Here is a 26,766-nt window from a genome sequence, read left to right as displayed (position 1 = left end):
AATTTGAGGTAGGTCCTTGTTTATAATGAAAAAATAAAGGATTTTTTAAGCTAAAGTATACTTTTTCAGTGTTTTTTAGTAAAATACGAGGGAATTAATACAGGTAATTCATGTTATTTTTTACAAAAAGTATGGAGGAGAAAAGAATGCTTGATGAACGTTCTCGGCTGTTAATTGAAAAATTAGTGGAGCGACCAATGATTGAGACACATCTGTTAATGGAACAAAACGCCATTACTAAAAGACAATTGGAATATTCGATTGACAAGTTAAATGCTTTTTTAAGTGCAGCGCATCAAGCAACGATTAAAAATGATGGCGCCATTATCAGCTTAAGCTCGGAAAGCCGAAAGTATTTTATTGATTTAATGCTGTCTGAGGACTATACCAGTGATTACATCATGAGTAGCACAGAGCGGCAGAAATATATCTTTTTAATGCTGTTTTACTATAATGATACGTATCTTTCCATGCAGCATTTTCTAGAAATTTTAAATGTCGGCAAAACGACCTTCAGCAATGACTTGAAAAAGCTGGAAACTGAATTAAGTCTGGCACATCTTTCCATCTCCTATTCACGTAAAGAGGGATATTCATTAGTTGGCGACGAGTTTGCTATTCGTTATTATTTAATGAAGCTGATTATCCTTGATTTTTCAACGAGTACACAGCATTTTCTCTATGACTATTTCATCGAAACTAATCACTTGATGCGGTATGCAGATGTAGAAGCAACGATTGAAACAGCGATGCAGGAATATCAAATTCATTTTGTGGAAAATCGCAAAAAAGAATTTGTGTATACCTTTTTGCTGCTGCTGCCGCGTTTGAAAAAAGATTGTACAGAGTTTTATCAAAAATATAACTTTTCTGTTTTCCTGGAAATGAAGGAATATGCGTTTGCAGTCTCCATTTTGAACACCTTTGATGCCGAAAGTAAATATTCATCCCATTATGTTTGTGCGTGGATTTTAGGCATCTCGGTAGGCAAGCTGGAACCGGCATCTAGTGATACATCCATTATTAAAGAATTAGTGGAACGGATAACCACCCGTTTTGAGATGCTTTCAGGAATTCGTTTCAAAAACAGCGAGCAGGTCATTCGGCAGCTGTTTAATCATTTTCGTCCGACCTATTATCGTCTTTTCTTCAAACTGCCGATCGTCAATCCTTTATTTGAAAAAATTAAAGTCGAATATCAGGAATTGTACAATATTGTTTCTGAAACAATGAAGCCGATCAGTGCGTTGTTTGAATATAAGATACCAGAAGAAGAAATTGCTTTTTTGACCATTCATTTTGCCTCGTTGATTAACGATTTTGATGAGCTGCAGGTGCGGCAAAAAGTCGCTTTGATTGTTTGTCCGAATGGCATCGGCAGCTCATCCATTGTGTATACTGAATTGATGTCTACCTTTCCCGAATTTATTTTTATCGGACCTGTCGAAACCAATGCTTTGAATAAGCTGGATACAGATGTAGATGTCATTTTTACCACGGTTCCCAACATTCGTCTTTATTCAACAAAAAAACCTGTTTATGTCGTTAATCCGATCATGAATACCGAAGAAAAATACAATCTTATTCGCGATGTGTATACCGAAATCGGTTCACTTACCTTCAAGCTACCCAGCGTAAACAAAATTTTAGCGATTATTGAAAAAAACGCAACGATAAAAAACAAGCTGGCGTTAGAAAAGGAACTGTATCAATATTTGACAGAATCAGATAAGCTGGTGCAGGAAACCAGTCATGAGGGCCCGAGATTAGGCGAGATTATTGATCTTGACTGTATTCAATTAAACGTTAAGGCCAGAAATTGGAGGGAAGCGATCTATGTAGCAGCTTCGCCAATGGTGCAAAAAGCGATTATCACCAGAAATTATGTGGAGAAAATCATACAAACGGCTCAAAACGAAGGTCCATATATGCTGATTTCAAAGCACGTGGCTTTACCGCATGCCAGACCAAGTGACGGCGCGCTTCAATTAGGACTAGGCATTACCACGTTGGCGACACCGCTTGATTTTGATTCATCTGAAAATAATCCGGTTAAATATATTTTTACGTTGTCCGCAGTGGATAATACCAAGCATATTAATGCCATTGCAGATTTAGTTCAGCTGCTAGATGATCAGGACTTTTTCCAGTTGTTGGATCAACAGCCGCCGGTCAGCGAGATTGCTGCTTATATTCGTCGATTTTTCGCTTAATAAAGAAGCGAATGCGCTTTTTGCATTAGCGTATTTTATGAAATTGCCGAAGAGCTTGACATTTGGATACTGATAAATAGAGGAGCATAGTAATTTCGCCGTGCTCCTCTATTTTTGCATAATTCATGATGATGTGCTGTGTGGCCGTGCTTTTTTATTTAATATTTACTTGGCATGTTTGCCTTTTTTGCGTTTCCAAAACATAAGCGTGCCGGCAGCGCCCGCCATTAGACCGCCTATTTGCTGCCTCATTGTATCAGTTGTTGTTCCGGTTTGCGGTAATCTTTTAGCTGAGCGTGTAGTTGGTAATTGAGTACTTTCAGGCTTTTTAACGGAAGATTCTGCCGTTTGAACTGCTTGTGTGTTTCCAGTAGTTGCCGGTTTTATGGTCTTTTCTTTCGGTGCTGGCAAAGGTTTTGGTGCTGCCGGGTGTGAGCATTCATCCGGATTGACGACTGTTTCAGGTTTGGAAGGGTCAGTAATTGTCGCACTTTTTTCGATCGGCACCCCTGCATTATTTACGTTATCTGGTGAATTTGGATCAGCAATAATGGGTTCATCTACGGAAGGCGCTTCTTCTATTTGCTGCGGTTTTTCCACTGCTGGTACATCTGTTACCTCTTCTAAGTCAGTTAAATCAATAGGATTTTCCGGTTCAGTACTTGCTTCAGCTTCTTCATACTCCGGCGTGACTGCTATTACATCATTAGAAACACCTAAATCAACGATAGGTTCTGAGGGTTGTGAACCATGTTCATTGGTTAAGCTTGGTAAGTTAATTCCCGTAACTGATTCAATAATTTTGATTGATGCCTGTGAAGGTGCTGCAGCATTATTGACAGGTTCTTCTACCGGCTCGATTTCTTGAGGTTCTGTCAATGTTTCCGGTGCTACAAAAACTTCCGGCATTTCTTGAACTTCCGGAATTGTCGGAGCAATGACTGGTTCAATACTGAACGTATTCATGCTGGTTAAATCAGCTTTAAACTCTGGCAGTGGAGTAACTGTATTGATTATTTTCTGACCGGTGATGACGCCTGTATAGCCTTGGAAATTACCAAAGTAGGAGGTGACCCATTCCAAAATGGAAACGCCATCTTCTTCGACAAAAGGTAAATTTGATAATTCATTTAAATTATATTCCAGTGCTTTTTGAAATCCTTTAACCATGCCGCTAGCTTGTGTAGGCAGTGGATCTACTTTGTTTTGCATCGTAACATTATTATTTGTAGCAGTATTAAACGCTTCGATTTCTTCTAAGAAAGCTGTCTTGGCGGCAGTCCATTTGCTTGCAACCTCCGTTAGATAGTCTGCATAGACAGACGCTTTATCAATAATCGCTTCTACTGAAGATTGATACTTAGCTACAAAGGCTGTCCAGTCCGCTGAAGTATTCATATCAGAAAGTTCTTTCGTCGTATAGCCAAGTGGTAAAAAGGCATCACCTGCTCCTTGCTGGTCTAAATTAAACATTAAGCTATTTAAAATCGGCTGCCAGACAGTGGCATATTCATTTTTAGGATCGCCCTCATTATTCAAACTCCATCCATCTGTATAAGTGGTGTAGGCTGTTTGGAAATCATTGTAGGCATGGCAATATTTTTGATAAGCCTGAACATTTTCGATATTTTTCGTCATTTTATTTTCAGCTTCTTGGATAAATGCCTTTAAATCATTTTCAAAAGTGGCTGGGCTGTAGACATTTGTCGGATTATTATCTGGTACGATTGAGCTGGCATTGTAAAGATCATTTTTTTCCTGATAATCCTTAACCAGCGGCCACGATTGATCCAAGGCATTTTGTAAGAGCAGCTTAGCTTCCTTGTATTGATTTTCCCAGTCTGTCACTGTATCCGGAATCTTTTCAAGATTCTCCAAAGTCATTTGATCTGAAGGGAAGGTTTCGAAGACTTGGTTCATTTTAGTGATAGCAGCGTTAATAGCCTGAGTGGCAACGACTGCTTTATCATAAGCTGCTTTCGCATCTTCATAAGGTTTACCGGCGGTCAGATATTCTGTTTTTGCTTGATCATATTGAGACTGCAGCACTTGATAAGACTGTTGAGCAGTAGTGTATTGCTCTTTCAAAGTAGTTAATTTTTCCTTCGCCTGTTGATAATCGGCATCTGCCGCATTCTTGGCTGAAAGAGCTGCCTGATACTTTGCATCTATAGTAGTGTAAGCTGTCTTCATCGTTTTAAACACTTCTTTGACCGATTGGTATTCAGTTGATACAGCTGTATATTCAGCATTATGCACAGCTTGTTCATCCTTTAACGTGGTCAAGGTGTCAACAGTTGTATTGTAGGTTTTCAAGGTCGCCTGATACTTTTCCTTCAGTTCTGCATAAAGAGCTGCTAATGCGCGATACTCTGCTTCTGCTGCTTGATAGGTTTCTGTGGCTGTTTTGAGTGCTTGTGCTGCAGCAGCATAGGCGGCTTGAGCAATTTCATAATCATGGGTTAAAGCTGTGAATTGCTCTTTGACTGTTTGATAATTTAACAACGCTTCGTCATATTGTGTTTCTAAAGCGGTATATTGGTTTTGAGTCGTTGCTAAGGTTTCTTCTAATTTATTGAATGAGGTTTTTGTTTGGGTAAGCTCCGTTTTTATTTGAGTTAGTTCTGTTTCAAGAGTTTGTTTGATTTGAAATAAGCGATCATACTCAGCTTGAGCGGTTTCGTATTGCTGGTGGATTTGTTCATAGGCTGCATTTGCTGATTGATACTTTTCTTCAGCCGCTTCGTAGGCAGTCAATCCATCTGTAAATTTAGCAGCTACAGCTTCATAGTCGGTTTTTACCTGAGCATATTTTTCTTTTACTTCACTCGTTTTAGCTAGAGCGGCCTGGTAAGCTGTTTCGGTATCAGCGTAAACGTTCATTACTTGTGCGTAAGAAGCACTGATCTCTTGGTACGTTTGTTCCAGCTTTTGATAAGTGGCTTTTGCTTGATTGTGCTGAGTAACAAGTGCCGCATGCTCTTGCTTAATTGCTTGGTAGGCGTCGGCGATTTTTTGATAATCTTTTACTGCCGCTTCATAAGCTTGGTGGGTCTCTTTAAATGTTGCAGTAAGAGTCGCTGCGTTGGCTTTGACCTGCTGGAAGTCTTGGTAAACCTCGTTGTACAGCTGAGTATTTTCATTATATGCTGTTAGGGCTGCGTTATATTCAGCTGTTCCTTGTTCGTATTGTGTTAAAATCGCTTGAGCTGCACTTCTTTTTTCATCATATGTATTCAATTTTGCTGTATAAGTAGCAAGTTGGGCATCGTAAGCTGATTTTTGTTGTTCATAAGCTGATTTGGCGTTTTCGTAGGCTGTGGTTTTTTGTTGGAAAGTTATTTTTTCAGTTTCATAAGCTGCACGTTTAGTTTCATACTGGTTGACCGATTCAGTTAATTGGTCGGACAATTCGTTGTAGTGGGTTAGTGCGGTTTCATACTCTTGTTTAGCGGTGTTATAGTCATCTTTGATGGTATTATAGACCGCGAGTTGCGCTTCGTAATCATCAATGGTTATATTTAGCTCAGATAAATGTGTTTCATAAGCTGATTTTTTTGCTAAATAGTCTGTTTTGGCTGTCTGATAGTCGGTCAACAGCGCCTGATAATCTTCCAAAATCTGATCATACTCTGTTTTAATGGCTGTTGCGGCTTCTTTGGCTTCTGCTAAAGCAAGTTTTAAGGTATTGTATTGAGCAGTTGCTTGGTTGAATTCGTCTGCTTTGATATCAAAAGCTGATTTTTTCTGTTGATATGTTTCCAACAAGCTTTCGTAGGCAGTTTTCTGATTATTATAATTAGCTAACTGGTTTGTATATTGAAGCTTGGCATCATTATAGGCCGTTTGAATCGCTCGGTAATCCGCTGCCGCTGCTTCATAAATTATCCGTTTGTTCTCGTATTGAACGCGTAGCTTTTCATAAGCTTCTCTTTTTTCCGTGGCTGTCCGGTTTAACGCTTCATGATCCGCTAGAGCTGTTAAATAGGTCGTTTGCTTGTTGAGAAAAGCCGTTTCAGTAGAATTATAAAGTGCTTGTTCGGCTTCGTAAGCAGCTTTTACTTCTTTGAATTGATCAACCTGCTCTTCATACTTCGTTTTATTTGCTTCGTAAGTCGCTTTATTGTCTTCATAGGTTTCAGAAATCCGTTTATAATTTTGCAGCTCTGTTTCATAAGCGGTTTTTAGATCATCGAATTCTTCTTTTAATTGAGTCGCTGTTGCATAGGTTGTGTCAGCCTTCGCTTTGACAGACTTATAAGCCTCTAAAGCCTGATCATACTTCTCTTTTGTGGCAACATAAGCAGCTCTTGCCTGCTCATATTTTGCTAATGTGTCCTGATACTCTCTTTTTACTGCAGTTTTAGTCGGAGCATTTGCTTGTTCTATTGTGGTTGCCAATGTACAAATAGGTGAAGCAATACCAGTCAACATCGTGCTTGAATACAATAAAAACTTAAATGATCCTTTTTTTAGGGTTTCCTTCATTTAAAATCACATACCTTCCTTTTATTATCCATCTTATTAACAACAACATAATAAATATTTAATAAATATTATATTAATGTAATTGTAATTATACATCGATAAAAAGTAAAATATTTTCATGTTTTTGTTCATATACATAATTTTTTGAGAAGATATATTGTTTTGTTGTTAATTAATGAATTTATATTTGAATAAAATCAAGGTATATTTTTTATATTGGGAATTTCACAAATATAAAGAGGATGTAATTAAAAAAACAGCATAAAAATATTTTTGGCAATGCATAACATTGCTTTTTAACTACAGAAAAAACGATGAAAGTCTTAAGCGCTCCGTCGTTATTTTTTGTTTCATGTGAAACATTTTGATTCACTTCTGTAGATACGGGGATGTTTTTTTTCAAGTACGCATAAGATTAAGTCAGTTTTTTGGGAGTATTTTAGCAGTAAGGTGAGAGGTCATTCAGCGTGAAAGAAAGTAAACTTGTCGTATAGATGGAGAACTTAGGCGATAAGCCGTTGATGAATAGGTAGTCAAAAGAACACTTGTTGTATGGTAAAAAAATGGAAAGATGGTGAATTATGAAGTTTTTAGGGTTAACAATTGCAGAAATAGCAGCTTTACTGGCTATTGTTGGATCTGTAGGCGCTTGGCTGATTTGGCTCATTAAAAAAGCTTTTGAGGCAATTAAAGCTAATATTACCGATCCTATTAAAACAAATCTGGATGGCTTATCCGAAGCGATCACTCATTTGTCGGAGAACGTTAAGAGTGAAACAAGATTGCTCCATGAACGATATTCAGAAGTGGCGGAAAGATTAGATGACCATGATGAAAAAATCGGTGAAATGGAAGACACAGTCATTAAGCATGATGAACGCATAAAAACATTACTTAGAAAGGAGTAAGCAATGAACCAATTATCTGCAGACACAATTGCCAGAACTATTATTTTGCTTCTGGCTTTATTGAATCAATTACTGGCAATTTTAGGAAAAGGCACCTTGGATATTGTGGAGGATACTATTTATCAAGTAGTTTCTCTGCTGTTTACCATCGTTTCAGCCATTATGTCCTGGTGGAAAAACAATAGCTTTACTTCTGCCGCAATACAGGCAGATGAGCATTTAAAGGAGTTGAAAAAAGATGGCAAATCTTGAAAACATGCTAAAATGGATGACTGATCGACAAGGAAAAGTCTCTTATTCTATGAATCAACGTTTAGGACCGAACAGTTATGATTGCTCCAGTGCTGTATATTTAGCCTTGATTAGTGGCGGCTTTTTACCGCAACATACGATTGGCAATACTGATTCACTTTTTGGGCATTTAGAAAAAGCGGGCTGGAAGCAGGTAGCACCAGATGCAACAGGAAACTTCCCAGCCCAAAGAGGCGATATTTTTATTTGGGGCAGCAGAGGAGCTTCAAGCGGTGCTGCTGGTCATACTGGAATTTTTACAGATAATCAAGATACGATTATTCACTGTAATTATGGCTACAATGGGATTACCTCTAATAATCATGATGTCATCTGGACAGTTAACGGCTGTCCGCCCATCACTATTTATCGCTATGGCCAAACGATTACAGCGCCAGTTAAACCACAGGCACCGACTCAAGCAGCGGGTTTGAAGCCATTAAGCGGCATTTTTTATCCCGATCGTACGCTGGCTGTTAGTAAAGACACCAATCCGGATGATCAGGCAAGTCCTGCTTTGGCACATTATCAAGCCGGCATGGCGATTTATTATGATAGCTACATTATGGCCAACGGTTATGCTTGGATCAGTTATATTGCCGCAAGTGGTGCAAGACGCTACGTGGCAGTAGGTCCGGACGATGGACAAATCGACACAACTTGGGGACGGGGCTTTTTCAATTAAGCTCAGCCGCTTTATTAGGTAAATAAATAAGAACTTTGCTATAATAGGGGACAAATTACTAAGAGACGGAGTGAAATTAATGGAAACGAATGCTGTAATGAGTGAATTTGCCCCTTTAAAAAGAGTCGTTTTAGCACAATCACAATTTTATATACCAAAAGAAGATCAGCTGGAAACGAATTTTTTATCTGATAAAAATTTAACTCTGTTTGAACATAAATTTGGTGATATCGCAGACCTTTATCCGGAAATGCAAAAAAGATGGGAAAATGAAAAAGAACAAATGCTGCGTTTATTAACCAGCTACGGAGTGGAAGTCCTACGGCCGCGTTTATTAACCGAATACGAAAAAACTGCCGGCAAAGAATCGGGACATGGCTATGCCAATTTCTTTACCAGAGATCCTTTTTTCACCGTGGGGAATTTGATTATCGAAGGGAATTTAAGGTTTCCGCATCGACGCTTGGAAATTTTACCGCTGCGAGAGCTATTGTTAGCTGAAGCTGAGCAGGCACAGGCTATTTATTTAGCGGCACCACAACCTGATATATCACAAGGTTTAGCGGCTGAAACAGGTCCTTTTTTGGAAGGCGGGGATGTTTTAGTTTACGGAAAAACGATTTTTGTCGGCTACTCTGGCTTAGCCAGTAATTTAACCGGTATTCACTGGCTAAAAGCTTTATTGCAGCATTGGGATTACGAGGTAGTGCCTGTACGTTTACATCCGGATATTTTGCATTTGGATTGTGCATTAAGCTTGGTAAGGGAAGGGCTGATGATTTATTGTGAGGAGGCTTTTTTAGATGGTCTGCCCGAACAATTAGAGCATTGGGACAAAATAACGATTTCGTTAGAAGAAGCATCTCAACTAATGGCCAACGGACTACCGCTTAATGAATCCGTCTATATTACAGATCAATCCTTTACCACCTTAATCATGGCGCTGGAAGGCTACGGAGTGAAAGTAGAAGCGTTAGATTATGAAATATCCCGTATTTTTGGCGGTTCCTTCCGCTGTACTACGCAAGCATTTTTAAGAACAGAATAATTATTTAAAAAATCTAAAAGAAATTCCGAGTTTCGCCTAACAATCGTAAAAAAGAATCCTATTTTTGTACACAAAAAGGTCACAATTAGGGGTTATTATTAACTCATACCAAAACAAACAACCCAAATAAAACACTTTTTCATTTTTTAACTCCTTTTCCCGCTCTCCCCCAAAGAGCGGGTCTTTTTTTGTTCTAAAGCTTTCATTAAATAAAAATTGATGTTCATTTTTCGGAAGAAATGAATTGAATCCGGCATTAAAATGGACATATCAAATCAGCGCATATCTAAAGGAACAAAGAGGAGCATTGGCGTATAATAAGTAGAGGGATCCTAAGGGAAAGGATGAGGTCTTGTGTTTAGTGAAAAGCAACAAAAACGGTACTATCAAGCACTGCTGGAGAAAGATTCAACCTACGATGGCATTTTCTTTGTCGGCATTCAAACAACGGGCGTTTTTTGTCATGCAACTTGTCCCGCAAGAAAACCAAAATATGAAAATTGTACTTTTTATGAAACAGCAGAGGCTGCATTATTGGCAGGGTATCGTCCCTGTAAACGCTGCAAGCCCTTATCTTATCCAAGAGAAATTCCGCTGTTGGTACAAAAGATGGTAGAGCTTGTGGAGGAAAATCCGGAAAAGCGCTGGAAGGATCAAGATTTTGCTGAATTAGGCATTCATTCAATGACGGCCAGAAGACAATTCAAGAAATTTTACGGAATGACCTTTGTTCAGTTTGCGCGTTCAAGAAGGATGGGGATCGCATTGAAATCAATTAAAAATGGAGAAAAAAGAATCGACACACAGCTGGATGCCGGTTATGATTCGCCCAGTGGCTTTTATGATGCTTTTTCAAAAATTATGGGACGCAATCCCAAGCAATCGCAGGAGCTGAAAGTCTTATCCGCAGATTGGTTGGATACACTATTAGGACCGATGATCAGTATTGCCGACGATGAGTATCTATATCTATTAGAATTCGTCGATCGTCGCGGCTTGGAAAGAGAAATTGAACGACTGCGCAATCGTATGAATGCCTCCATCGTTCCCGGCAAAACAAAGATTACTGAACAAATCAAAGCAGAGTTAGGACTATATTTTGACAAGAAGCTGGACCAATTTCGTACACCATACCTGTGTATCGGTTCTGATTTTCAAAAAAGCGTCTGGCAAGCCTTAACCGAAATCGAACGCGGTAAAACGGCATCTTACAAGCAGCTGGCAGAACATATCGGCTATCCTAAAGGCATGCGCGCCATTGGTAACGCTAATGGTGCAAACCAGCTGGCTATTATTATTCCATGTCACCGCGTGATTCAAACAGATGGTAGCATCGGCGGCTACGGCGGCGGTGTTGAAAGAAAAAGATGGCTATTGAAACATGAGATGGAGTATTAAAAAAAAAGCAAGATCAGAAGAGAAGCTTCTGATCTTGCTTTTTTAAACAGAAACTCTCTGCACCTTAATCTGCTCTTTAAATCGATGAACATTTTTTAAAGTAATATAGCCAACTGCTTTCTCCAGTGCATTACTCATACCGCAAGCCATTGCATATTGGAGTGTTTCTTCAATAGATAAGCCTTGATCTAAGCCAAACGCAATGCCGCCAACAGTCGCATCTCCGGAACCAGTTGGATTTATGGCGGCAATTTGCGGGATCTCTATATCGAAGAGCTGGTCGTGGTATCTGGCTACGGCGCCTGCACTTCCGCAGGAAACTAAAATAAACGGAATCTCTTTTAATAAGGGATGATTCAGCTGAGCGAGGGCTTCTGATTTGTCTTTAATCGACATAGCTAATAATTCCGCGAATTCATGAATGTTTGGTTTAATGAAATAAGGTTTTACAGTACCTGCGAGTACATGCTGTAATTGACGACCGGAAATATCGGTTAGAATTTTGAAAGAAGTACCCAAATGCTCCAGATAATCTTGATATAAATGATCATTATCTGTATTAACAGAGCCGCAGAATGCCAAAATAGGTGCTTCTTTTGGTTCAGCTGTCAGCTTACTGGTTAACTCGAGGATTTGTTGCGCAGTATCCGCGGTAATTTGCGGACCTAATTCTACGATTTCTGTTTGTCCGTGTAGTGAGTCCATCACGGTAACTGCGTTGCGTGACTCGCCGGCAACAGTTAAAAAATGCGTAGCTGAAAACGGCTCTTGCTCAAGTGCGGAGCGGATCACAGTACCATTTACTCCTGCTAAAACACCCACAGCGGTAACCTCAGCACCTAAAAGTGCGGCTGTTCTGCCGGCATTGATCCCTTTTCCGCCGATGGCTTTGACCGGATTACCGCAGCGGTTCATTGCGCCTAAAACAAAAGTGTCAGTAAAATAAATAGAATCCAGCGATGGATTAAGTGTAACTGTTAAAATCATTATTGCCTCTCCCTTTCAGTTCCCAGATTGACTGGGTTTGGCAAGAAAAGGCTAAACCCAGTTATCGTTGTTTGTTCAATAATTTGCCGTACGATTGATAAAAATGAAATGTCTGTTCATCCATCTGATCATCTGTAATGACATAATCCAAATCAGACAGCTTGTAAAACGTATAAACATCACTCACATTGAATTTTGTGCTGTCTGCTACAACGATCTTTTGCTTGGCATTCTTAAAAGCTGCTCTTTGGACACCGCCTTCTAAATAATTGGATGTGGTGACATTGTTGTTATAAATGCCGTTTGTCGCAGCAAATGCAATATCAAGATTAATCGTCTCAAAGGTTTGTTCCGCATGCTCACCGATAAATTCTTCAGTAATCGGTGTAAAATCCCCTCCAGTCAACAAAATCCGATAATCAGTATGCTCAATAATATAATTAAATGCCAATAAACTATTCGTAACAATCATTAGGTTTTGTTTCTTAATGAAAGGCAAGGCATATAAAATCGTAGTTCCTGCACCAACAAAAACGACTTGATTGTCTTCTATTAAAGAATTCATGATTTTGCCAATGTATTCCTTTTGTTCGATATGCAAATTAATTTTTTCGTGGGTGGCTAGTTCTTTTTCTTTACGATCGATTTTTTGTGCGCCTCCATACAAACGAATCAGCTGATTTGAATCGCTTAGTTCATTAATATCTCTACGTACAGTCATTTCAGAAACATTCAACTTTTGAGCAATGTCGGATACTGTCATAAATGTGTGTTCATCCAGTAATTGTAAAATATGTGTGTGTCGCTCTCTTTTTAACATAATTGTTCTCCTTTTTTGTTCGGGAATGTTTATCTATTACATTTTAAACGTAAAACGAACAAAAAACAATTACAAGAAAGCGTTGACAAACGTTGGTGTAAGATGTATCCTTTTTTTATAAACAAAGTTTAACATAAATAAACAAAAATGAACATATAAATTTTTGTATTTAAAAATTACGTTCGTTTAAGCGGAGGAGGAGAAAGATGACGATCGAAAAAATGATTCAATCGAATTTAATTGATTTACAAGTTACGGTTCAAAATGAAGAAGAGCTATTTGAAGTAATTGCCAAACGTTTGCAGGCACAAGGCTATGTGAATGAAGGCTACCTTGCAGGAATTAAAGCCAGAGAACAAGCATTTCCGACAGGTTTAATTACGGAATATCTTAATTTGGCGTTGCCTCATGCTGACGTGGAATATATTGAAAGGCCTTTCATATATATTGTTCGGACTACCCAGCCGATTAGGGTTAGACAAATGGGAGATAATCAGGAAATGGAGGTGAGAGATGTCTTTTTCTTAGGTATTAAAGAGCCATCCAAACAGGTTGGCTTATTGCAGGAGTTGATGATCTTGTTTCAAAAAGCAGACTTTGTAGCTGCGTTTCAGACTACTGCTGATAAGGATGAAGTGTTTGCATTAATGACGAAACAATGGGAGGAAGTAAAAAATGTCTAGAAAATTGATTGTGGCTTGTGGAAGCGGAGTTGCTACTAGTACGACCGTTGCCGAAAAGATTAAAAGTAAGTTTGATGCTGATCACATTGATTATCCGGTGGAAGCTGTCGATTATAAGTCGATTATGCAAGAATTGCCTGGGGCGAGCATATATGTTTATATTGCTAAGCCAGATGAGGAGGTGTTGGAAGCAGCAGGAAATTTAGGGGTCAGTGTTTATGCTGGAATCCCATTTTTAACCGGAATGGGAGAGTCCGAAATTTACGAACAAATTGTCAGCGATACGAGAAAATAAATAGAAAAGGCTGGAACATAAAAATGCTCCAGACCTCTCAATGAAATAGGAAAAAGAATTTTGGGCTCTGCTTCCTATGAAATAATCATAACAAAATTTTATAAAGATAGGTAGGGAAAGAGGATGGGAATTTTTCAATCTGTGATTGATTATATATTAAATCTGGGTTCAGCTATTTTTGTACCATTAATTATTTTAATTATTGGACTGATTGCCCGCATGCCGTTGAAAAAAGCATTTATGTCGGCGATTACGCTGGGGGTTGCTTTTACCGGAATGAGCATGGTTATTGGGTTTATGTCCGATTCTGTTAGTCCTGCGTCAGAAGCGATGGCTAAAAACACAGGGATCAGTTTGCCTGCTCTTGATCTTGGCTGGACAGGTGCGGCGAGTATTACGTGGTCATGGTCATACGCCTTTATCTTTTTTGCGGTTGTTTTAGGCGTTAATTTTATTATGCTGTTGTTAAATTGGACTAAAACCTTAAATGTGGATATGTGGAATGTTTGGGGCAAAGCATTAACAGCGTATCTAGTTTATTTTATTAGCGGCTCGCTGATTGCCGGTTTTGCTGCGGCGATTGTACAAGTCATTTTAGAATTGAAAATGGGTGATATGTTCCAGCGGCATATTCAGGATTTGACGGGGATTCCTTTAGTTACTGTAACACATTTAATGAATATTTCAGCTGTTTTAATGCTGCCGGTCAACATGATTATGGATAAGATTCCTTTTTTTAACAAAAAAGCAGATACAACTGCTTTAAAAGCTAAAATCGGCATTTTTTCTGAAAACAGTGTAATGGGCTTCATCATCGGGGTGTTGTTAGGCTTTGGTGCAGCTTATGGTGTATCAGGATCTTTGAATTTAGGTATTAAAGTAGCGACAGCGATGGCTCTTTTCCCGATGATTAGCAAAATGTTTATGCAGTCACTCTCACCTTTAGCGGATGCTATGTCTGAAATGATGAAAAAACGCTTTAAGGATCGAGAAGTGTATATCGGACTGGACTGGCCAGTCTTGGCAGGTCGCTCTGAAATTTGGGTGACAGCGATTATTCTTGTTCCGATTTTTATAGGATATGCCATGATTTTGCCGGGAAACCAAGTCCTGCCGCTTGCTGGTATTATTAATTATTCGATTGCAGTCGGTGGACTGCTGCTAACGGGTGGCAATTTATACCGCATGATTACTTTAGGGATTATTTACACACCGCTTTATTTATATAGCGCGACCTACTTTGCGCCGGTGCTAACAGGATTAGCTCAAAAAACCGGTGCGGTAGATTTAAAAGGCGGCAGTATTACCTGGTCTTCAATTGAAGGGCCGGAATTTCGGATCTTATTTGCAGAAGCAGCGAATCTTAATGTTTTAGCGATTGTCGGTTTTGTTCTTTTTATTGCGATGTTTGTTTGGCTTTATAAATATATGGCGAAAAAACCAGTACCAAGTGCCCGTTATGAAAACGCGAGTGAATAAAGAGAGGAAGTGAAGCATATGACGTTAAAAGGAAAATGGCTGTTGCTGTTTTTTATAGATAATCTGCTGTTTTTCACTGCGTTGGCAATAGATAGTCTCCCAATGTATTTTTTCGTTATTGCTCTTTCTTTTTACATTTATAAGAATGGACGTACGGTTCTTTTTAAAGAATACGATGAACGGAAAAAGCGAAAACTGGCGGAGTATCAACTTATTCAAGAGGCTGCAAAGAAAACAATTCGAACAGGTCGGTTATTTAAAAAGGAAAAGGAGCTGTAAATAATTATGGCAGATGGAAGAATTTTATTTGAACGTGAAAGAGAAGATATGGCAAAAATTGTTCAGTTAATCTTTGAACGGAAAAATACGAATGTTGCAGGCGGGAATTTTTCCTTTAAGGTAACAGATGAAGCCGGGAAAGAATACATCATTATGACGCCGACTATGATGTCACAGGCTTATTTAGGGCATTTATCTCCTTCGCAAATTTTAGTTGTCGAGCCTCATACCAGAAAAGTACTAGCTGGAGAAGGTGGACTTACGCGTGAAATTAATTTGCACGAAGCAGTTTACGATGCTAATCCAGAAATCAAAGCCGTATTGCATGCACATGCACCAAACAGTATGTTTTGGGCGACGAGCGGCTTAGATATGCCGAATTTGACAGAAGCGACACAAAAAGTTGAATATATTGAAGTGTTGGATTTTGAACCGAATTGTTCCGAAGAGCTGGCAGAAATCGTCAGCGATCATATCAAAACGATGCCAAGGAAAGCCTTGCCCCATGAATTTTTATTGGATAGCCATGGCGTATTAATTACAACAGGCGGCGCCTCTGGTATAGAAGCGATTCACTCGGCGCTGGCTATTCTTGATACTGTGGAGTGGAATGCGGAGATCGCTTATAAGCAAACAATTTTCCAAAAGTTGGGTATTTTGGATGGTTATTATTCTAAAGGCGTCAAGATTGGAACAGTCGACGAATTAGTGAATCATGTGCCGATTTACAATCAAATAATTAAAATGAATGCAGGCGGCGATTGAGATAGCTGCTGTGCATTGATGATTCAGATACATGTGACTGGAAGAAGCCTGCTGGGCTATCTTTCGGTCACTTTTTTATTTTCGCAGCCGACAAACATGAGGAGATTTTCAGTATTATATAATAGGAAGAAAAAATTTAATAACTCCTGTAAATCTTGCTAAAAATATTGCAAGATCGTTCTATTTGCGTTAAAGTAAGGAAAGACTATTGTGAAACATTTTCTGTTTCACACAAGGAAGGAAACATATGACACCTGAAGAATTTAAACAATTACTAAGTCAAAAAGACATTCAGCTATCTGATCATCAAATGAAGCAGTTTGCTCGCTATTTTGAATTATTGGTTGAGTGGAATGAAAAGATGAATCTGACAGCAATTACTGAAGAAAAAGAAGTATACCTAAAGCATTTTTATGATTCGATTTCGTTGGCGTTCTTTGAGGATTTTGCATCCAATAAGGCAATTTGTGATGTGGGTGCCGGTGCCGGCTTTCCTAGTATTCCATTGAAAATTGTTTTTCCAACATTAAAAGTCACGATTGTTGACTCCTTAAATAAACGTATCACGTTTTTGAATGAATTAGTTCAGGCATTAGAATTAGAAGAGGTTTCTTTGTATCATGACCGTGCAGAAACCTTTGGACAGCAAGCAGCGTTTCGTGCTTCTTTTGATTATGTGACTGCTCGTGCCGTAGCTCGTTTGAACGTGCTGAGTGAGTTATGTCTGCCTTTGGTGAAAAAAGACGGCTTTTTCTTAGCGTTGAAAGCGGCAAAAAGTGAAGAAGAAATTACTGAAGCCAAGCCTGCTATTGCTGTTTTGGGCGGTAAATTTCAAAAAGAAGTTTCTTTTACTCTGCCAATCACCGACGACGAACGACATATTGTTGTGATTCAAAAGAAAAAAGAAACCCCGAAAAAATATCCGAGAAAACCCGGTTTGCCAAATAAACAACCGATCAAATAAGATGGAGGGACACAAATGGCGCGAATAATTTCTGTAGCAAATCAAAAAGGCGGCGTCGGTAAGACAACGACCACTGTTAATCTGGGTGCCTGCCTTGCTTATTATGGAAAGAAAGTTTTATTAATTGATATTGATGCCCAAGGAAATGCAACAAGCGGTATCGGCGTACGCAAGCCCGATGTTGCGACAGACGTTTATGATGTATTAGTGAACGAAGAACCAATTAAAGAAGTGATTCAGCAAACCAGCAGAGAAAATCTGGACATTGTACCAGCAACGATTCAGCTGGCGGGAGCTGAAATTGAATTAACCTCAATGATGGCTAGAGAAACTCGGTTAAAAGCAGCAATTGAAGAAGTTAGCGACAGTTATGATTTTATCTTAATTGATTGTCCGCCTTCTCTAGGACACTTGACGATTAACGCCTTTACGGCCAGTGATTCTATTTTAATTCCAGTTCAGTGTGAATATTATGCACTGGAAGGATTAAGTCAGCTGTTGAATACGATTCGTTTAGTGCAAAAGCATTTCAATTCGGATTTGCGTATTGAAGGTGTGCTGTTGACGATGTATGATGCCCGTACGAATCTTGGTGCTGAAGTCGTTGAAGAAGTCCGCAAGTATTTCCGTGAAAAAGTCTACGATACGATTATTCCTAGAAATGTACGTCTATCAGAAGCGCCGAGTCACGGTTTATCGATTATTGATTATGACCCTCGTTCACGTGGTGCCGAAGTGTACCAAGCACTAGCAAAGGAAGTGTTGGATAATGAGTAAAGGAAAAGGTTTAGGAAGAGGAATTGACGCATTGTTTCAAGATTTTGCTAGTTTAGAAGATGTGGATGTTCAAAAAGAGGAAGTCATCGAAATCCCTTTGAATGAACTGCGGCCGAATCCTTATCAGCCGAGAAAAACATTTGATGAAGCCTCATTACAGGAATTAGCGAATTCGATCCAGCAATCAGGCGTTTTTCAACCAATTATTGTACGAAAATCAGCTGTAAAGGGCTACGAAATCATCGCTGGTGAACGTCGCTTTAGAGCATCAAAATTAGCGGAAAAGCAAACTATTCCGGCGATCGTTCGTGAATTTGATGAAGAAGCGATGATGCAGGTTGCTGTTTTAGAAAACTTGCAACGGGAAGACTTAAATCCCTTAGAAGAAGCTGAAGCTTATGACATGCTGATGAAAAACTTAAAGCTGACACAAGTCGAAGTGGCAGAACGTTTAGGCAAAAGCCGTCCTTATATCGCCAATTACTTGCGTTTGTTAACGTTGCCTACACAGGTTAAAGAAATGGTGCAGGGCGAAACCCTCTCAATGGGGCAAGCCAGAACCTTACTTGGGCTAAAAGACAAGGACATGATTTTGACTTTGGCCAAAAGAGTCGTCGCAGAAAACTTGACGGTTCGTCAACTAGAGCAGATTGTTAATGATTTAAATGAAAATCAAGGCAAAAAAGCACTTAAGAAAGACAAGAAGATCTTAAAAGAAAAACCGTATTACATCCGTGAAAGTGAAGATCGGCTAATGGACAAGTTTGGCACAACAGTTGCCATTCAAGAAAAAGAAGGCAAAGGGAAAATTGAAATAGAATACCTATCCCAATCAGATTTAGCCAGAATTTTAGATATTTTAGAGATTCACTTTGACGAAGAATAAGTTACTTCTATATTAATAAACCAAAAGAACGATTCATTCTATCAATTAACTTTTGATAGAATGAATCGTTCTTTTTCATCTTTGTTAATAATATTGATACATTTTAGAAAAAAAAGCAATTTATTTCTAGATGAGCCACTAAAAATAAAAATCAATAAAAATGGTATTTTATATAAAAATAACTCGGAATTTCTTATTTTTATATAAAATAAGAAAAAACTAGAATTGTCTAAATTTATGTATATTATAGCGCTATGATAGCAACAATATAGTACTCACATATCGAGTATACAATAATCAATTTGGACATGTCAATGCGGAATAAAAAAATAACTATATATTTATATTAATGTTTTATTAGAATCAATTATAATAAAACAAACCAATTTAGATTATCCATATCAACAATAAAGTATAATAATATTATTGAAATCCAAAAAAAGCCATCCTTATATTGAGAATTTAGTTATAACGAGATAATCTTGATACATTCCCCTGTTATTTTACGCCGTCAAATGAACCGTCAAAAGAAAAACGTTATTTTCACTCAAAATGTGTAAAAATAAATGAAATGTGCGACACTTTTTATTCTTTTAATTTACAAAATAAATTATTTTTAACATTTCAAAAATCTTATATTTGTTTATTTTCAACCGTCATCCAGCCGTCAGTATCTCTTTAATATACCTTATTTAATAAATAATAAGGTATATTTTTCTTATTTTATATAAGAATAGGAAATTCCTACTTTTTATGAATTTTAAGTTTCACAATTTTTTTTAAAAGGAATGGTTGGTTTTTACAAATACTAAAAGGAGGGTTCTCAAATAATGAGGAAAAAAATTATTATTTTAACAGACACATTAAGTGCGAACGGATTACTACAAAATAGTCTATTAAATATGGATTATGAAATTATGGTATCAAAAGACATATTGACTCAACCTAAAGATAAGGAATTTTATTTTCTGCAAAATTTCGATCTAATTATTTATCAACAGTCAATGTATAGCGGGTTGAAGGAATCATTTTTAGACAATCTGGCATTGTTGGATAAGCCGATTGTCGTTTTAACCTTTGAGGCTGAAAAGATTAACAAAAGCAAGTATCTAAACAATAGTAATGTCATTTTTGTGCGGTACCCAATTTCAGTCACAGATTTAGCAAGCAAGTTAGCAGCGATTTTTGAAGAAACAAGTCGTTCAGAAAGTGGCCAAACAAAAGTAGTGAATCCATATGCGCCAGTTGAAGAAGGAGCATCAGCGTTCTCTCCAGCGAAGACAAAAAGACACTACTCTTTTCAATTAAAAGACAGAACCTTGATTATTGATAATTGGTTGATTCCATTAACAAAAAAAGAATATCAGGTACTTGAACACTTTGTTAAATCAGATCAAAAGGTTTTCTCAAGTCAAGCATTGTGTGAGGCAATTTGGACAAATGCCCAGCAAAAAAATAAGCAGGCCTTGTTGAGTAATTTAATTAATCGCATCAAACAAAAAATTATGGATAAAACATCCATTTTTGAACCATTCATTTTGAATAAAAAAGGAATTGGTTACTATTTAAATCAAGAATTTGTAGCAGTAAACGAGCAACAAGATGAAAAGGTAAGAGAATTATTGGTTGGTAATGTATAAACTTAAGCACTACGTATAAAAAGGGAGGAAGAAATAAATTGGCAATGTTTAAAAAGAAAAAAAAGTATGAAGATGATTATGAAGAGTTTTACGATGAGTATGATGACGACTACGAAGATGAGTATGAAGATGACTATGATTATGATGACGAAGATGAGTATGATGATGAAGACGATGAGTATGAAGAAGAGCTAGCGCCAGCTAAGAAGAACCGTATGGAGCCTTCTGCAAAGAGAGACTCTTTAGAGAATTCACTGAGAAAACAAGAGCAAGAGATTCAAAAAGAGCAGGCTACGGTGATTGATCATTTGACGAATGAAAATCAACAGTTCCAAAAAGAGCTTCAGCGTCAAAAAACCATGGCTGAACGCTTAAAAGCTGAGGTAGAAAATAAACAAGAGGAAATTGATCAATTAACTATGCGTTTAACTACTTCCTCGCAATCTAAAGACAAGATTCATTCATTAGAAGACGAGCTGCGTAAAGCAAATGACCTGCAGATGCAGCTGGAAGAGCAGTTATTGGAAGAACGCAACAGAAATAATGAATTAGAAAAAATAGCCCGAAATCAGGATGCAATGAAAAATCAGATTGCAGAAGTATTGATGGAAGCCAAAGAAAAAGCACAGCAGATCATTGATCGTGCGACCGAAGAAGCTGACCGGACAGTGGCAGCAGCTAGAAATGAAACGGAGAAGGCTATTTCAGAAGCTTCAATCGAACTGAAAATGATTAATCAAGAAGCAGCAAATTATCATAATAGAATTTTGCGTCTGCAAAGTGAAACAAGTATCTTGATGGAAGAACTCTTGAGCAAATCCAGCAGACTAGCTGACCAATCATTAGATTAAGGGAAGGGGTTCATGAAGTGGTTTATCAAAATATTATGGTTGACATTTACCAAGCCGCTTCTCCAGCTGTAGGTGAGCGCCTTTTTGACGATGATATGTTACGCGACATTTATTATATTTGTGAGGAAATCTTTCAAAAAAGAAAACCTGGTGTTCCGTATCCCTATAAAGAAGTAGAGGAATATTTCGAAGAATTTCATACGATTATTTCATTCTTTAAGCATGTAGAAATTACGTTGGATTTTGTAGATCTTAACTGGTCTGCCTTGTTGGAAGAACTAATCCAAACATTTCCGCAAATTGCCTGGATAGGCGGTTCTAAAGAAAAAGAAGATAATCGAGTAGTTTATTATATTGATTTTGTTCCTATTGCTTATAGAGAATCAGGTTTTCCGTTTATGGTTAATTTGCAGCAATCGCTAAAACAACAATTGGCTGTTGATAGAGAGGATATTTTGGAAGTATTTGTTGAGGAAATTGAACAATTGGTTTCCCGTTTCATTCAACCGCTGCAAAAACCAAAAGAAGAAGTCGTTGAAGTGGAAGTCGTCGAAAAACCGAAAGAAGTTAAAAAAACTAAGAAGGCTGAAGTGACTGAATTCAAAAAAACACCTAGTAAAGATAGTCAATTAATGAAAATTAAAGAAACGGTCAATCGAGAAAGATATGCAAAAGAACGATTACAGCTTGCCAATCAAAAGTTGGAGGTTGTGATTGATCAGATGGAACGTCAGAATCTGTCCCGAGCAATCAAAGAGCTCAGTAAATCAACTACTGACAACAATGATAAATGGGATCGTGTTCTTAAGATTGACTTGCGGGAATATTCTCAATTAATCCAGAAAGCTAAATTTTTGGAGCAGTCATGGTTGATGAATAAAGATTTAATGACAAAAACCGAAAAAATGACTATCTCAGAAAATTTGCTGACGTATGAAAGAGAACAGGTCAGAAGCTTCAAAGATTCCGTTTCCACAAATGAAATTTACCTTATTTTAGATGAATGTAAATTGATTGAATCAAGAATAAAAATTAAAAAAAGAACTTGGTTCCGTTCTCCTTATGTGCGGATTATGAAAATGGATTATGATAGTTTGTTGAATAAAGCCGCTTATTTTGACCTAATTCAAGGGGAGAATCATTTGCTGGAAAAGATTGTACTCCGCGAAGAAGATAATGAAAGTATAGATAATTAAGTCGGAAATAGATCAATCAATTAAGGTTCGGGAAACACTGTTTTCCCGACCATTTATATAATCTGACGAAATAAATTCGCGTATGAATGATGACAAGGCCGCTTATTTATGCTTAAAAGATAGCCACAGCTATTAGTAGTTTTCGCCATTCTAATATATTGGAGGAGCTTAGAATGCAATGAAGAATAGACACAAAATCTTTCGTATGATTTTTGTAACAATCATTTTTTTTGTGTTGTCGTTTATACCTCATAAGGCTTTTGCAGAAGAATGGGACGTTTTAGTAGATCCGATATTGCCGCAAAATCAATTTAATCCATCTGTTGAATATTTTGATCTTAGAATGTCGCCTGGGCAAGATCAGGATTTAAAGCTTGAATTAACGAATACTTCTGAAAACGATCAAAAAGTGACCATTCAAATTAATGATGCTACAACAAATGATAAGGGAAATATAGATTATACAGATCGTTGGCAAACGATTGAAAGAGAAGAAAGTTTGAAATTGTCTTTAACGGATATAGCTGAAGCAGAGTCAGAGCTTACGATACCGGCCAAGCAAAAAAAAACCGCAGTTGTTCATCTGAAAATGCCGGAGCAGCAGTTTGATGGTATGGTGTTGGGCGGCATCAAGGTTTTATTGTCGAACCCTGAGAATGCAGAGCAAAAAGATTCTAAGGGGAAAAAGTCTTACACGATAGCAGTGAAATTGACAGAAACAGCTGAACCAGTTGCAGCTAACTTGGAGCTTTTGGAGGTTCGCTCAGCTAAAGAATCTGAAAAAAACGTGATAAAAGCCACGATTAGAAATGATCAGGCCATGACTTTGGACGATATTGAGCTTACAGCAGAAATCACCAAAAAAGATGAGAATGCTATTTATTATCAAGCAGAGGTTTCTGGTTATCGAATGGCGCCTAATTCACGCTTTGATTTTATCATCGAGCATGAGGATAAGCCGTTTCAAGCTGGAGATTATGACATTCATATATCCGCGAATTCTAAAGAAACCGGCCAAACTTGGAGCTGGGATCAGGAATTTAAAATTATGGCTGATGAGGAGAAAAAAACTGCTAAATCGACTGCAGTGGATGCCTCAAAAGATAACTTAGATGTTTATATCATTATTTGTACAGTGACATTGTCACTATTACTGTTGGTATTACTTGTTGTATTGATTAGACGTCGCAGCAAAGAAAAGCGCTATGCAGAAGAACTTTACCGTCAAAGAAAAAAATACGAACAAAGCCAAAAGCTTAAGAAAAAGAAAGCTAGACCAAAGCCTAAAGCTAAACCAAATTCGCCAAAGAAGAACAAGCCTGTAAAAAAGAAAAAAGGCCATCCTCAAACCGACAATATGAAAAAAACCAAGAAAAAACGCAAAGTGAAAAAAAGGCCGGAAAGATCATAATGACAAAGAGGATTTCCAGTTCAGAGATTTTAGGAGTTGGAGAACATGAAAGAAACGGAACGCACGCCTCAAAAGCAAATAAAAAAATACAGCATCCATCAAAAAATTAATCCTAAACTATTAGGCATAGAAATTTTTAAAAACGAGATAGCTGTTCCTTATAAAGCGTATTTGACTTGTAGGTTAGTCTTCAAAGAAGAAATTCAAACCTTAAAGGATATAGAGTGGCTTGCAGTTGAGTTCCAAGAAAACTGGACTAGAAAAAACGACTATATAAAGATTACCAGAATCAATGTTTTTACGCCAAATGAATTGGTTGCATTGACTTTCACATTAGGCTTTTTTCAACAGCCGCATTCGGTATATCTTCGTGAATTAAAGCAGCATGCAAAAACATTCATGAAAGAATACGATTCCCAGAAGCCGATTGAGGCAATCGAACAAAGGGAAACTGCTTCTTTCTCTCAAAAGAAGCTTGATGAAATCTTAAAAAGATATGATCAAATCAATGAACGTATGGACCAATTGGAAGCTAGACTCGAAAAAAATGAGGCTGTTCTCGTTAATTCAGGTGATTTATTAAAAAGTGAACTGGAAAAAATAAATCAAGTAATCCAAGATCAAATTATTCAAACAGAAGATAGTGTAAGTAGCTTGCAGGAGCACGTGGAAGAAATAAAAGCTGAACCCGCAGAACTCAAGCAAGAAAATACGATTCTAACTGATGACCAAATTCCGATTGAGACAGGTGCAAGTACGCAAGGAAAAAAGCTGCCAAATTACGTATTTAACCGCTCAGTATCTGCAGATACAGCAGTGCGTATTAAAAACGGAAAAACGATCCGTCAGAAGCCGAATAAAACTATTCCGAAAAAGAAAATGACCAAAAACACGCTGCAGCGGCATGTTACATCACTGGAAGCAAGTGTATTACGTTATTTTACAGCAAATGTAGATTCAACGAAAAAAAGGTTGGTACCTAAAAAGGATTTTTTAATTCTCAAAGATAAACTTGAGTTTATCAATTATTTATGGATGTTGTTGGAAACAGATAGCGATGAAGAAATTATTATTGCAAATCAGCTTAGCTGCAAAGAGCTAGTTGAAGATTTGGATGAATTTTTCGAAGAAATTGAAGAAGTTTCTATAAAAGCGACCATTTTTAATTACTGGGTGTACTGCCCGCAGAACTTATTTGTGAAATTAAAAGGTTATGCGGCATTAAAAGACTTTTTAGATAATACATTGAGACTATCCGGTAATACTATTTTTGTTAATGAAATATGAATAACAAAAAAACACTAAAAAAGGGGCTTTTCAAGAAACGATAAGATGTTTCATGAGTATAAGCCTCTTTTTGTGTTTTATCTTATAGCAAATTAAAACGTTCACTCACTTTCAAATTTTTAGTTTTTCCCACAAATTTTTGAAAGTATGCCCCAAAAAAACTAAGTCATACTTATTTAAGAAGTCCAGACCTACTACATATACAGAATAATTGTACATAGTTTTTTAAAAATACCATTCATCAGTATTAGATTACTTCAATTTAATTATAGAAAGGATCCTATACATGGCAAAACGAGGAGAAAATATTTATAAACGGAAAGATGGACGCTGGGAAGGTCGATACATAAAAGGTAGACGGGAAAACGGGAAAATTCATTATGGGTATATTTACGGGTATAAATATTCAGAAGTTAAGCATCAGCTGATTTTAATGAAGTATGAAAGACAAGTGAATACGAGTAAAAATTTGTTGGCTTATGATGGCAGTCTAGCGAATTGGGCGAATTATTGGCTTGATACAATCATCTATCCAAAAGTTAAAGGCAGTACCTATGCCAGCTATAAAAATAAATTAACTGTGCATGTACTACCGATTATCGGTGCAATTAAATTACAAAAATTAAAAGAATCGGATATCGAAGGATTGCTGCAAAAAATGAATCAAACATTGAAAGCCAGTTCTGTTAGATCTATTTTTTCTGTTTTGAAAAGCTGCTTAAACAAAGCAATGCTGCTAAATTTAGTAAAAGAAAACCCTTGCCTTAGACTTGAATTGCCTAAAGCGAAGAGAAAAACAGTACAGGCGTTATCCGTAACAGATCAGGAAAGACTCGTGAAAGCAGTCAATACAAACCAAAAGTTCTTTTCAATTATGCTGGCTTTGCAAACTGGGCTGCGGATTGGCGAGATTTGCGGGTTGAAATGGGAAGATATTGATTTTGAAAACAATATACTTTGGGTAAATCGAACCGTTTTACGTGTTCAAACGCAGGATAAATCCGGACGAAAAACTGAAATTATCGAATTAGCACCTAAGAGCAGTAATTCTCAACGGAAAATCCCACTCACTAACGCTTTGAAAGAGAAGTTATTGAAGTTGAAAGAACGTTCAGTCAGTGAATATGTTATTTCCAATAAGCGAAAAGCTCTTGAGCCGCGAACGATTGCTTACCGTTTTCAAATGATCCGCAAGCAAATCGGACTGGAAAAATTCTCTTTTCACTCATTAAGGCATACTTTTGCTACGCGCTGTTTAGAAGCAGGCGGCAACATTGCAACCATTAGTTCTCTTTTGGGGCATTCATCTACAAAAATGACATTGGATTGTTATACGAATTCGTTCTTTTCTGAAGAAAGACAACTGGTGGAAAAGCTTGAATTTGCTCAATAAGCCAATAAACCTAAGGGGAAGA

At 37.5% G+C, this 26,766-nt stretch carries 23 protein-coding genes; 20 read left to right on the top strand and 3 right to left on the bottom strand.

Going from position 1 to position 26,766, the window contains the following annotated elements:
* Nucleotides 1-146 precede the first annotated feature (146 nt).
* Nucleotides 147-2,213, top strand: a complete 2,067-nt coding sequence (locus ABH902_RS10225; protein WP_404590622.1) for a BglG family transcription antiterminator — start codon at nucleotides 147-149, stop codon at nucleotides 2,211-2,213.
* Between the two features lie 165 nt (nucleotides 2,214-2,378).
* Here the strand turns inward: ABH902_RS10225 and ABH902_RS10220 are convergent, their stop codons facing one another.
* On the bottom strand, nucleotides 2,379-6,701 hold the full coding sequence (locus tag ABH902_RS10220) for an LPXTG cell wall anchor domain-containing protein (protein ID WP_404590621.1): 4,323 nt from the start codon (nucleotides 6,699-6,701) through the stop codon (nucleotides 2,379-2,381).
* 581 nt (nucleotides 6,702-7,282) lie between these two features.
* Here ABH902_RS10220 and ABH902_RS10215 point away from each other — a divergent pair.
* From ABH902_RS10215 to ABH902_RS10195, 5 genes are all read left to right on the top strand, one after another.
* Nucleotides 7,283-7,609, top strand: a complete 327-nt coding sequence (locus ABH902_RS10215) for a hypothetical protein (protein ID WP_404590620.1) — start codon at nucleotides 7,283-7,285, stop codon at nucleotides 7,607-7,609.
* Between the two features lie 3 nt (nucleotides 7,610-7,612).
* Nucleotides 7,613-7,861 carry a phage holin gene (locus ABH902_RS10210; protein WP_404590619.1) on the top strand — a complete coding sequence of 83 codons (249 nt, stop codon included), beginning with the start codon at nucleotides 7,613-7,615 and terminating at the stop codon, nucleotides 7,859-7,861.
* A complete protein-coding gene (locus ABH902_RS10205; protein ID WP_404590618.1) occupies nucleotides 7,848-8,585 on the top strand; it encodes a peptidoglycan amidohydrolase family protein in 738 nt (245 codons plus the stop codon). Before ABH902_RS10210 ends, ABH902_RS10205 begins: the two co-directional genes overlap by 14 nt.
* Nucleotides 8,586-8,664: 79 nt before the next feature.
* Entirely contained in the window at nucleotides 8,665-9,633 is a 969-nt protein-coding gene (locus ABH902_RS10200; RefSeq protein WP_404590617.1) for a dimethylarginine dimethylaminohydrolase family protein, read from the top strand.
* A 354-nt stretch (nucleotides 9,634-9,987) separates the two neighbouring features.
* A complete protein-coding gene (locus ABH902_RS10195) occupies nucleotides 9,988-11,031 on the top strand; it encodes a bifunctional transcriptional activator/DNA repair enzyme AdaA (protein WP_404590616.1) in 1,044 nt (347 codons plus the stop codon).
* Nucleotides 11,032-11,073: 42 nt separating this feature from the next.
* Here ABH902_RS10195 and ABH902_RS10190 read toward each other — a convergent pair whose 3' ends face one another.
* A complete protein-coding gene (locus tag ABH902_RS10190; RefSeq protein WP_404590615.1) occupies nucleotides 11,074-12,018 on the bottom strand; it encodes a 1-phosphofructokinase family hexose kinase in 945 nt (314 codons plus the stop codon).
* Between the two features lie 61 nt (nucleotides 12,019-12,079).
* Nucleotides 12,080-12,838: a DeoR/GlpR family DNA-binding transcription regulator gene (locus ABH902_RS10185; protein ID WP_404590614.1), complete on the bottom strand. Its 759-nt coding sequence runs from the start codon at nucleotides 12,836-12,838 to the stop codon at nucleotides 12,080-12,082.
* A gap of 206 nt (nucleotides 12,839-13,044) precedes the next feature.
* On the opposite strand from ABH902_RS10185, the gene ABH902_RS10180 reads away from it, so the two are divergent.
* The 14 genes from ABH902_RS10180 (at nucleotide 13,045) to ABH902_RS10115 (ending at nucleotide 26,744) form a co-directional block, all read left to right on the top strand.
* Nucleotides 13,045-13,521, top strand: coding sequence for a PTS sugar transporter subunit IIA (locus tag ABH902_RS10180; RefSeq protein ID WP_404590613.1), 477 nt, complete (start codon nucleotides 13,045-13,047; stop codon nucleotides 13,519-13,521).
* On the top strand, nucleotides 13,514-13,816 hold the full coding sequence (locus tag ABH902_RS10175) for a PTS sugar transporter subunit IIB (protein WP_404590612.1): 303 nt from the start codon (nucleotides 13,514-13,516) through the stop codon (nucleotides 13,814-13,816). The genes ABH902_RS10180 and ABH902_RS10175 overlap by 8 nt, the downstream gene beginning before the upstream one ends.
* Nucleotides 13,817-13,939: 123 nt before the next feature.
* Nucleotides 13,940-15,295 carry a PTS galactitol transporter subunit IIC gene (locus ABH902_RS10170; protein WP_404590611.1) on the top strand — a complete coding sequence of 452 codons (1,356 nt, stop codon included), beginning with the start codon at nucleotides 13,940-13,942 and terminating at the stop codon, nucleotides 15,293-15,295.
* An 18-nt stretch (nucleotides 15,296-15,313) separates the two neighbouring features.
* On the top strand, nucleotides 15,314-15,574 hold the full coding sequence (locus tag ABH902_RS10165; RefSeq protein WP_404590610.1) for a hypothetical protein: 261 nt from the start codon (nucleotides 15,314-15,316) through the stop codon (nucleotides 15,572-15,574).
* 6 nt (nucleotides 15,575-15,580) lie between these two features.
* Nucleotides 15,581-16,339 carry a class II aldolase/adducin family protein gene (locus ABH902_RS10160; RefSeq protein WP_404590609.1) on the top strand — a complete coding sequence of 253 codons (759 nt, stop codon included), beginning with the start codon at nucleotides 15,581-15,583 and terminating at the stop codon, nucleotides 16,337-16,339.
* 247 nt (nucleotides 16,340-16,586) lie between these two features.
* Complete coding sequence (gene rsmG / locus ABH902_RS10155; protein WP_404590608.1) at nucleotides 16,587-17,303, top strand: 16S rRNA (guanine(527)-N(7))-methyltransferase RsmG; 717 nt, start codon at nucleotides 16,587-16,589, stop codon at nucleotides 17,301-17,303.
* Nucleotides 17,304-17,318: 15 nt separating this feature from the next.
* A complete protein-coding gene (locus tag ABH902_RS10150; RefSeq protein WP_404590607.1) occupies nucleotides 17,319-18,080 on the top strand; it encodes a ParA family protein in 762 nt (253 codons plus the stop codon).
* Nucleotides 18,073-18,966, top strand: coding sequence for a ParB/RepB/Spo0J family partition protein (locus ABH902_RS10145; protein ID WP_404590606.1), 894 nt, complete (start codon nucleotides 18,073-18,075; stop codon nucleotides 18,964-18,966). Before ABH902_RS10150 ends, ABH902_RS10145 begins: the two co-directional genes overlap by 8 nt.
* An 830-nt stretch (nucleotides 18,967-19,796) precedes the next feature.
* Nucleotides 19,797-20,606 carry a helix-turn-helix domain-containing protein gene (locus ABH902_RS10140; RefSeq protein WP_404590605.1) on the top strand — a complete coding sequence of 270 codons (810 nt, stop codon included), beginning with the start codon at nucleotides 19,797-19,799 and terminating at the stop codon, nucleotides 20,604-20,606.
* 44 nt (nucleotides 20,607-20,650) lie between these two features.
* Nucleotides 20,651-21,457: a hypothetical protein gene (locus ABH902_RS10135; protein WP_404590685.1), complete on the top strand. Its 807-nt coding sequence runs from the start codon at nucleotides 20,651-20,653 to the stop codon at nucleotides 21,455-21,457.
* A gap of 17 nt (nucleotides 21,458-21,474) precedes the next feature.
* Nucleotides 21,475-22,653: a hypothetical protein gene (locus tag ABH902_RS10130; RefSeq protein WP_404590604.1), complete on the top strand. Its 1,179-nt coding sequence runs from the start codon at nucleotides 21,475-21,477 to the stop codon at nucleotides 22,651-22,653.
* 178 nt (nucleotides 22,654-22,831) lie between these two features.
* Nucleotides 22,832-24,064, top strand: coding sequence for a DUF916 and DUF3324 domain-containing protein (locus ABH902_RS10125; protein ID WP_404590603.1), 1,233 nt, complete (start codon nucleotides 22,832-22,834; stop codon nucleotides 24,062-24,064).
* Between the two features lie 45 nt (nucleotides 24,065-24,109).
* Nucleotides 24,110-25,351 (top strand): coiled-coil domain-containing protein, encoded by a 1,242-nt coding sequence (locus ABH902_RS10120; protein WP_404590602.1) that lies wholly within the window; start codon nucleotides 24,110-24,112, stop codon nucleotides 25,349-25,351.
* 286 nt (nucleotides 25,352-25,637) lie between these two features.
* The gene (locus tag ABH902_RS10115; protein WP_404590601.1) at nucleotides 25,638-26,744 is read left to right on the top strand and encodes a tyrosine-type recombinase/integrase; all 1,107 of its coding nucleotides are present in this window, start codon (nucleotides 25,638-25,640) and stop codon (nucleotides 26,742-26,744) included.
* Nucleotides 26,745-26,766 lie beyond the last annotated feature (22 nt).

Origin of the sequence: Enterococcus sp. UD-01, from assembly GCF_044909655.1 — a bacterium.
Classification (GTDB): Bacteria; Bacillota; Bacilli; order Lactobacillales; family Enterococcaceae; genus Enterococcus_L.
This window is presented reverse-complemented; position numbering and strand designations above follow the sequence as displayed.

Bases quoted from the DNA above. Each gene is read 5' to 3' on its own strand.
- ABH902_RS10225 (WP_404590622.1), top strand. From the start codon at position 147: ATGCTTGATGAACGTTCTCGGCTGTTAATTGAAAAATTAGTGGAGCGA.
- ABH902_RS10190 (WP_404590615.1), bottom strand. From the start codon at position 12,018: ATGATTTTAACAGTTACACTTAATCCATCGCTGGATTCTATTTATTTT.
- ABH902_RS10135 (WP_404590685.1), top strand. From the start codon at position 20,651: ATGTTTAAAAAGAAAAAAAAGTATGAAGATGATTATGAAGAGTTTTAC.
- ABH902_RS10205 (WP_404590618.1), top strand. From the start codon at position 7,848: ATGGCAAATCTTGAAAACATGCTAAAATGGATGACTGATCGACAAGGA.
- ABH902_RS10220 (WP_404590621.1), bottom strand. From the start codon at position 6,701: ATGAAGGAAACCCTAAAAAAAGGATCATTTAAGTTTTTATTGTATTCA.
- ABH902_RS10165 (WP_404590610.1), top strand. From the start codon at position 15,314: ATGACGTTAAAAGGAAAATGGCTGTTGCTGTTTTTTATAGATAATCTG.
- ABH902_RS10145 (WP_404590606.1), top strand. From the start codon at position 18,073: ATGAGTAAAGGAAAAGGTTTAGGAAGAGGAATTGACGCATTGTTTCAA.
- ABH902_RS10200 (WP_404590617.1), top strand. From the start codon at position 8,665: ATGGAAACGAATGCTGTAATGAGTGAATTTGCCCCTTTAAAAAGAGTC.
- ABH902_RS10185 (WP_404590614.1), bottom strand. From the start codon at position 12,838: ATGTTAAAAAGAGAGCGACACACACATATTTTACAATTACTGGATGAA.
- ABH902_RS10170 (WP_404590611.1), top strand. From the start codon at position 13,940: ATGGGAATTTTTCAATCTGTGATTGATTATATATTAAATCTGGGTTCA.
- ABH902_RS10180 (WP_404590613.1), top strand. From the start codon at position 13,045: ATGACGATCGAAAAAATGATTCAATCGAATTTAATTGATTTACAAGTT.
- ABH902_RS10175 (WP_404590612.1), top strand. From the start codon at position 13,514: ATGTCTAGAAAATTGATTGTGGCTTGTGGAAGCGGAGTTGCTACTAGT.
- ABH902_RS10125 (WP_404590603.1), top strand. From the start codon at position 22,832: ATGAAGAATAGACACAAAATCTTTCGTATGATTTTTGTAACAATCATT.
- ABH902_RS10140 (WP_404590605.1), top strand. From the start codon at position 19,797: ATGAGGAAAAAAATTATTATTTTAACAGACACATTAAGTGCGAACGGA.
- ABH902_RS10210 (WP_404590619.1), top strand. From the start codon at position 7,613: ATGAACCAATTATCTGCAGACACAATTGCCAGAACTATTATTTTGCTT.
- rsmG (WP_404590608.1), top strand. From the start codon at position 16,587: ATGACACCTGAAGAATTTAAACAATTACTAAGTCAAAAAGACATTCAG.
- ABH902_RS10215 (WP_404590620.1), top strand. From the start codon at position 7,283: ATGAAGTTTTTAGGGTTAACAATTGCAGAAATAGCAGCTTTACTGGCT.
- ABH902_RS10115 (WP_404590601.1), top strand. From the start codon at position 25,638: ATGGCAAAACGAGGAGAAAATATTTATAAACGGAAAGATGGACGCTGG.
- ABH902_RS10150 (WP_404590607.1), top strand. From the start codon at position 17,319: ATGGCGCGAATAATTTCTGTAGCAAATCAAAAAGGCGGCGTCGGTAAG.
- ABH902_RS10160 (WP_404590609.1), top strand. From the start codon at position 15,581: ATGGCAGATGGAAGAATTTTATTTGAACGTGAAAGAGAAGATATGGCA.
- ABH902_RS10120 (WP_404590602.1), top strand. From the start codon at position 24,110: ATGAAAGAAACGGAACGCACGCCTCAAAAGCAAATAAAAAAATACAGC.